We start from the raw sequence: 6,106 nt of genomic DNA, 5'->3' as shown, positions 1-6,106 counted from the left end.
GCAACGCTCGCTTGCGTTGTTTGTGGTTGTGCCGCCAAATTTTTTCCATCGCTAGCTTTCGCGTCCGCTGGCTTTGGATCCGTTGGTTCAGCGGGCTCTTCGGTTTCGCGATTGCTAGCGAGGAGATCCGGTGACGGAGGAATTGGATCCCGTGTGTTCTCGTCCGTGGACGGAACCATGCGATTGTCGGTAACCCGGACCGCGTAACTGATCTCGCTTCCTTCAAGCAAATTCAACTCTTTCAAATTGAGCTGCGTTTTTCCCATCACGTGCTTCTGCATCTTCTGCTCGCCGAGTGGAATCGGTTTGACGGCGACCACTTTCGGGTTTCCATCGGCGTCTTTCTGTGTTTCGTCATAGACGACCAATTCGGCGGTTGCGATCCCGTGATCATCGTGAGCTTCGAATTCGATCTCGATCGTTTCATCGACCGCAACGGCCATCTCATCGGTGGGGCTGATCACGCGAGCGACGGGAGCTTTGTCCGCGATAACGTCAATCCGACAGAACGTTTTACGTTGGTTCGTTAAACCACCAGGGCTTTGTAACACCGGACGCAGCACGACATCGTCGATCAGTTGCATGTGAAATCGGTACCATCCATCGGCATCCGCAACCAAATCTTGTACTGATTCATCCACGTCTTGCCCCTGCGAATCGGCATCGCGGACCGATTGCTTGGGTGCGGAGAGCGAAATCGAAAGACGTTGCAGAGGTTCGAGCGGCTTGATCGCCAAGTCGAGTGTGCTGCCCTGAACCACCTTGATGCGTCGCGGGATCAGGTCACGGTGCACACTGGGGCGATTGGCGTACTCGGGGTATTCGATCGTGAATAATAACTCGGAGATTTCGGGGTAGTCGATCGCCTGCACTTGATGCCAATCCGTTTGTGCATCACCCGAGCGAATACGGTAGCTCAACGATTCGTCGACTCGGATCGGGTGCGAAAACTGATCCGCCATTTCCTGGTCTGGTCGCAGACGATGGGTTTGTTCGTGCCCCTCGCTATCTCGCAGCGTCAGTATTGCTGTCGATCGCCTTAAACCATTCTGCTTTGTAACCAGCTGGATGGTTTCGCTGCGAGGCACTCGCAGGTCACCGGTCGCGCTGGTCAATTGCGTCGCGGTGATGTTGGACGTGGGAACCCAAAAACGATGTAACAAGATTGACATTTGTCGCGGGCTAATCGCAATCATGCCGACAAGGATGATGCCAATCACTCCCGCCATAACCAATGTCTGGCGAAGTGGAACGGGCGACGCAATCGTATGGGGTCGCACGATTCGCTCCATCGCGATCGCTTCGCTAGTAACCTGTGCCGCCATCGCCTTGGCGGTCGCCGAATCACCGGTTTGGTCTCGCCTCGACAAACTTGTGACCGTTGACCAACGCTCTTCTAATTGCGGGATACCAACGTCGACGGCACTCGCAGCGTGATGCCACCCCAGCGACCGACGAATCGGCTTGATCGCAATCGCTATGACTGTGATCACCGTCGCAATCAATGTCCCCGACGTCAGCAGGAGTCGCACCAGCGGATCGATGAACGGAAACAACCAATCCAGTGTCATTGATAGGATCATTAACGAAACCAACACGCACCATCCTATCGAAAGGGCGTGAATGGTCGCGAAGATTGCGTGTCGCCATCGTACCGATCTTAGTTTGACCGTCATGGCGGAGGGTAACGGATGCGTTGAAATTGAAGCTGACACGATTACGAAAGCCCTCTCCACTTACGAACAATCCATTCGATTTGCAAACATCCAAACACTAACCATAGATACCGCCAACGCAGCCACAAAGGTTGGCGCTGTACACGGTGGGTGACGACAGGATCCAAATTGGTCAGTTCGATGATTTCGCGAACGGCGGTGGGCGGCAGTACCTGACCTCCGGTTAATTCGGCGACTTGTCCCGCCAGCACGCGATTGCACCTCGTATCGACAAGCTCGCTTGGCAAATCAGCCTGTATTGTGAATGTGGCGGACGCAATTTCAGACAACGACTCAGCTGCATCGATTTCCGCAAGTGAATCAACCAAGCTGCCACCCGGCTGGGCCTGATAGACACCCGGTGGCAACGAGCGAAGTTCGGCCCGATAGTGACCGGGACGATCCGCGTCTGCCACTAGCGGAACCATTCGCTCATCCTGACCCGAGATCAGCCGCAGATGCAGTACATCGGTTGCATCGCTATCCTCGACGACGGGATTTCCTTCGGCATCAAGTAATTCGACTTCGACATCCACGCTCTGGTTGGTTTCATAGAGCGTTTTGCCAGTGCGAATCCGTACCGAACGGTTACCCGCGGACAGATCGGACGCAATCGCCCAACGCATCAATTGTCCCCAGAATCGATAGTGCAATTGATCCCCGCGCAAAAAACGCAAACGGTACGTATCCGGGCCGGCCAAATAGACCGCACGGCCTCGGCCCACTGGTTGCCAACACAAGAACGTCGAATCGGACAGCTCCGCATCACTGGGACTAGGACCGAGGTCGCGTGGCGCGGCTGCGATCAAACTGCGAGCCGTTGGCAGCGGTGCCCGCCATCGCGAGACTTTATGCAGCGGTGAAAATCGATTAACAAAATCCCATGCATCGCGAGTCGCCGAGTCGGTTTCACCGATCATCAGCGCCACGTGGGATCGTCCCTGCTCAGTCACACGGAAGGAATATTCGCGGTGGGGGGCGTCGGCGTTATCGGTGGGGCGAACCGGGATTGCAGCAGCAAGCGGATGGTCCTGATAAGCTGCGGGCATCGCGGAATCGCCCGCAATCATGATCAAAGTGCCACCGCGAGTTCGCAAGTACTGCAGCAACGACTCTTGCGACTGCGCCGGAAAATGGTCTGTCCGAATGTCGCCCAAAATCACCACGTCGTATTGATCCCAGTCGTCAACGGTGATCGGGAACGTTTTCGTTTCTTCACGACGACCAGTCGCGATGACACGAGGGTGGTACAGCAATTCGTCGACTTCGACCTTGTCATCGCGGCGAAACAATTGTGCCAGGTAGCGATATTCCCAGCGTGGATGCTCATCTGCGAGTAGGACTTTAATATCACTCCGCGTCACGTTGATCTCAACTTCGCTGAAATTGTTTTCCAACGTCATTTCGCCATCCAACGGATCCACGGCGATCTGAAAAGTTGCCGTCCCAATCTCGGCGACACGTTGGTCAAAGCGTATGCGGTGGCTCGCGGAATCCGAGTCGATCAGCACATTTCGGAAATCGATCATTTGTCCGTCCTGCATCAGTTGCACGACGCATGTCTCTCCCAAGCACTGGTACGCTTCCAATTGGGCCTCGATGACCACGGCGTCGTTTCGCATTGCAACACTCGGAGCACTGGTCGAAAGCAAATCGATATCCCGCAGCCGTGACGGGTTGCCAATTGGGACGACGTAAACCGGTGAACTTTCCATCTGTGTCGCAATTTCCGTCGGCTTACGGTCGCCAGCGTGATTGTGGGCGACGTCCGACAGTACAAACGTTGCCGCGATCGGTTGATCTTGCCGCATGCGGTCCACATGACGCAGCCCAGAGGACAAGTCAGTCACCTTTGCCAGATCATCGCGATCCGCCAATTCGCTTAAAAACATCTTCGCTTCGTTGTCACTGGATAAATCCCGTGGCGCGTCACCAAAGAAACTCCAGCGAACGTCAGCGATCTCTGTGATCGAATCCAAACTCGAATGGCCAAGCTGGTTTAAAAACGAGGCGACACGCTCGCCGCGGGCTCGGTTGTGAAACGTGGCTGAGGCGACCGTACCACTGTCCCGCAGCGCAGACGCATTCTTGGACAATTGCTCGGCGAGCTCGATCGAAACTCGGCGCGCAATTGCGGTTCGTCCCACCAGATCGGTAAGCCCCTCTCGCCAACCGGCTTCGGTCGGAGTGCGATCGCGATGCAGTGTTTCAGCAAGTTCAGCCAACGCGTCGCACTCGGGGCTTTCGAGCAGCGTCGACAAGCGAGAAAGCAACGGGGTGATTGTGTCCGAATCCAGCACGTTGGCGGGTGTTCCAACATCACGAACTTGATCTAAATGCATCCTCGATCGCGTGATCGCCTTGCTGGCCAATCCAACATGTTCTGTCACCAGACGATCGCCGCCATGTTTTTCGAGTTCGCTGATCGCAGCGGACAATTCGCGATGTGCAATGCCAAGTGCTGCGATCGTCCGGTCAGCAAGTGCGACAGTTTCGATGAGCGGCGAGTCCGAGTGTGCTGCGTTATCAGATACCGCCCATCGTAAATCGTCCGCCGTTCCAACCGGATCCACTGTCGCCATGCTGGCACTGACGTCCGATAAAATCACCACCGCTTTTTTGGTTGATGTCGATTCTTCTAGAACGCTTGTAGGTGCGAGCAACATCCAAAGGACCGCGGCTACCGCGAACACACGAAGCACGAAGAACGACGACGTGGTCTTCATGCCGAGTATGCGACGTTCGCGAAACAAGGCCCATAACATCACTGCGCCGCAAAGCAGCGTTATTAAGACAATCAGTGGCAGATTGAACGGGTGTTCCAGCGCTATGTATTGCTGGGTCGTGGTTTCGGTGGCTCCCATCGCTCAGTTCACCTCCGAGGGGATTGCGTCAACGAGGGAACGGCGGCCCCGCAGGTTCGTTTGTTCTGAAACCGTTTCGCCAACCGTCACACCCAACGTGGGTGCATCCATTTCGGAGAACTCAGGGATCCCCGCGACACCAAATCGTTCGCGAGCCAGAATGCCGGAGAGGACTAATTCGCCCGTGATCAGCAGAATTAACCCAATCAGTAGGTAGGGCCACAATGGATCGGATTGCGTCGACGCCGTTGCGGACAATCGTTCGACCGACGGGGTGGCGGTGGTCGAAGCCGTGATCTGTTGAACCGCATCGGAGCTGAGGGGTTCCAAATTTGATTCACTGGCGTCTCGCAACACTTGAAAAGGAATCGCTTGATCCGCGAGCCCAATTTCCAGTTCGTATTCACCCGGCAACCGAGTGCGGCTTGAGCGAAATTCGAAGCCATCGTCACGTTGATTGGCGGTCAACTCGATTGCGTCCCCGTGTGGTGTTCTCAATATCGCGGTCGCTGCGACCTGATCGGATTGCTCTGACGCCTCGGAATACGGTGTCCGCATCACGATGGGCTCACCGGGTTGAAGGTTGAACTGTGTCGCACGCGGCTGCGCCAAATAGTCAATCCAATCACGCACCATCACCACGAACGACTGGGTGCGTGCGAGATCACTCCATTGCAGACGTAGTGGAACCGCCTGAACGATCACTCGGCCCCGACCGACAAAATTTTCTGCCGCCAATGGCTGCCCGTTGCTAAGGTTTAGCAGGACCGATAGCGATTTGCTATTCTCGCTGGTGACGAATTGGAAACGGCGCCGGATCACCGCGTCCGCTAAGTCGAGTTGTTTGTCATCGGCCAATTGGCGTGTCGCCGAGTGGGTGCTGCGAAACGGATCGATTCGTGTGCGGCGGGTTTCCGTCGGATCGTCATTGGAAGGATCCGCGGCGTCGTCGGAGTGATCCTCGTCGACGATACGGTCGACCCTCAGGGGCGACAACCCGCTGGCGTCGGCAAACAGCGAGTGATTGAAGGAATCGACGTCCGTTCGAGGGCCAAGTCCAATCCACAGGCCGCCTCCATCGGAGACAAATTCGGTGAGTATCGCAACGACGTCATCGTCCAATCGTGTCAAGTTGGGAATCACAACGACACGTTGTTGGGAAAGATCCATCGTCGCTAATTCCGCGGGCGAAACGAGCGTCGGCACATAGATCGAATTGTCACTCAGCGGGACACCATCAATCCACCCCAACGCCGCCTGGACAAAGTAGGAATCCTGCTGCATCTCGGCGAGTTCGAAGGCGTTTTCGACGATGACCACCGGGACACGGTCGACCACTTCGACCACCGTATTGAAATGATTATCTGCGATCAAGTCGTCCGAGTGCTCCAGCTGACAACTGACACGGTACGTCCCTGGTGTCGTAAACGTGTGTTCCCAATTCACCTCCAGTGACTGCTGTGCGTCAATGGAGTCAATTGATTGCTGATCTTGTTCGATGCCGTTGACTTTCCAGTGAAGCGGAGC

The 6,106-nt window shown here is 55.7% G+C and carries 1 protein-coding gene and 2 pseudogenes; all 3 read right to left on the bottom strand.

Features of this window, described 5'->3' with window-relative positions:
• Nucleotides 1-1,571, bottom strand: a pseudogene (locus RMSM_RS25425) (DUF4175 family protein); the annotation flags it as partial.
• A gap of 146 nt (nt 1,572-1,717) precedes the next feature.
• Nucleotides 1,718-4,579 carry a DUF1355 domain-containing protein gene (locus RMSM_RS25420; RefSeq protein ID WP_008703375.1) on the bottom strand — a complete coding sequence of 954 codons (2,862 nt, stop codon included), beginning with the start codon at nt 4,577-4,579 and terminating at the stop codon, nt 1,718-1,720.
• A gap of 3 nt (nt 4,580-4,582) precedes the next feature.
• Nucleotides 4,583-6,106 (bottom strand): annotated as a pseudogene (locus RMSM_RS41315) (BatA domain-containing protein); the annotation flags it as partial.

It is taken from the genome of Rhodopirellula maiorica SM1 (genome assembly GCF_000346295.1).
Lineage (GTDB): Bacteria > Planctomycetota > Planctomycetia > Pirellulales > Pirellulaceae > Novipirellula > Novipirellula maiorica.
This window is presented reverse-complemented; position numbering and strand designations above follow the sequence as displayed.